The following is a 1,500-nucleotide window of genomic DNA, read 5'->3' on the forward strand; positions in this document are numbered from 1 at the left end:
AAAGCGTCAAGGCTTCCATGAAAGCCAGGGCCAGGAGCAGAGTAGTGCGGATGTGGTTCCAGCAGGCCGGTGGACGCCAGACCGAACGGCGGGCCGGACCCCTACAGGACAGCAGTAAGAGGGCTTGCGGAAGAGCTGGGCCTGGAAATCTCACACGACCAGGTGAAGTTCCTGTCTTTCGGGGCCAACGCCGTCCTCTGCGAATATGCTTTATGTGGAGTGGTATATGTGGAACAGACCGAAGAAGAGATTCTTAAAATCCGCTCCCTCGGCGTTCCCAAAGACAAGTGGGAAAGCCAGAAGCTGCACTTTGTACCATTCAAACCTGAAGCCGTGGCCGAGTTTATGGTGGGGAACAAGCCGTGGTCTCCTTTTGCCGTCGTTTGTGCCGTCCACGCCCTCTTCGACCGTTTCGGTAAAGAAAGACTGGAAAAAGCGTTCGCGGGCAGGGAAATAGTCTTGAGTCAGAGGCTGCCGAAATAGTCGTTCTTTTCTTCCTTTGTGGAATTCCGCAGCAGCGCTGTCTATCTTCCCAGCACCGCCGCACCCGCTGCGATCAGCGCGAACCCGGTCAGCGCGCGGGCTACCGAAACTCTGTCACCCACCAGCAGCACCGAAAATATCAATAGAAAAACATAATACATGAACGATTGGCCGGCTACAACCAGGGGCAGGTTCCTGATCGCTTCATGTGCCCGGATGAAGCCGATACTCAGGGCCACGTTTGCTAGGAAATACAGCGGCAACACGGTTAGATTATACTTGACCACCGGGATGACCCCTGGGTGAACGGTCTTGACCTGCCACGCGACCAAAAACGAGAGAACTACGGAACCGACGACCAGAAAGAACCAGGATATCAGCAGTGTAACATCACCTCTCTTGCCGATACCGGCCCCAGGGCTACCGTTATTCGGGTTCCTCCACAGGTAAAGCACCGGTCAACTAATGATACCAGTACGAAACACCGGAGTTTCCTACTTTCTCACTGCCTTTCCCACCGCCACTTCCCCAACCCCCGCCAGCACACGGATTACCCCCCTTGGAAACCCCTGCCTCTCAAGTTCCGCCAAGGCTTCGGTTCGGGTACTCCTTTTTCAGATTGACAAGTCTTCCCATAGTTTTACAAAACTCCGAAACAAATCTTTAACAAGCTCTTAATTCACCTGCAACAAACGCCTGCTTAAATAAAGTATCGAAGATGCCTGCCGCTGAAAAACTTCTTCAAGGAGGTGGTCACAGCAGATTCCGGCTAAAACTGCTCCTGGTCGAACCGGGGGTAGGAAGCATCTTCACCTCTTACCGGGCAGCAGTACGAGCAGGGAGTACAAAGCGGTAAAACTCTACTAATTTTAAGGAGGAAATCCGTAATGAAAAGGAAAATTGCCTTGATCGTCACCGTCGCCTTTGCTGCGGTTGCGCTCTTCACGGGAGTCGCTCTGGCACAGAACGCAACCGCCGGGAACCAACCCGGAATGCCAGCTGTGGTCCAGAATTTCC

2 protein-coding genes are annotated in these 1,500 nt (G+C 53.5%); one reads left to right on the top strand and one right to left on the bottom strand.

The annotated features are described in order from the left end of the window. The first annotated feature begins 69 nt into the window (after nt 1–69). Nucleotides 70–483 carry a hypothetical protein gene (locus tag ACPLUI_RS14805; protein ID WP_424661006.1) on the top strand — a complete coding sequence of 138 codons (414 nt, stop codon included), beginning with the start codon at nt 70–72 and terminating at the stop codon, nt 481–483. Nucleotides 484–524: 41 nt separating this feature from the next. Here ACPLUI_RS14805 and ACPLUI_RS14810 read toward each other — a convergent pair whose 3' ends face one another. Beyond that, a complete protein-coding gene (locus ACPLUI_RS14810) occupies nt 525–938 on the bottom strand; it encodes a hypothetical protein (RefSeq protein ID WP_424661007.1) in 414 nt (137 codons plus the stop codon). Nucleotides 939–1,500: the final 562 nt, after the last annotated feature.

It is taken from the genome of Desulfofundulus sp., from assembly GCF_049701015.1.
Classification (GTDB): Bacteria; Bacillota; Desulfotomaculia; order Desulfotomaculales; family Desulfovirgulaceae; genus Desulfofundulus.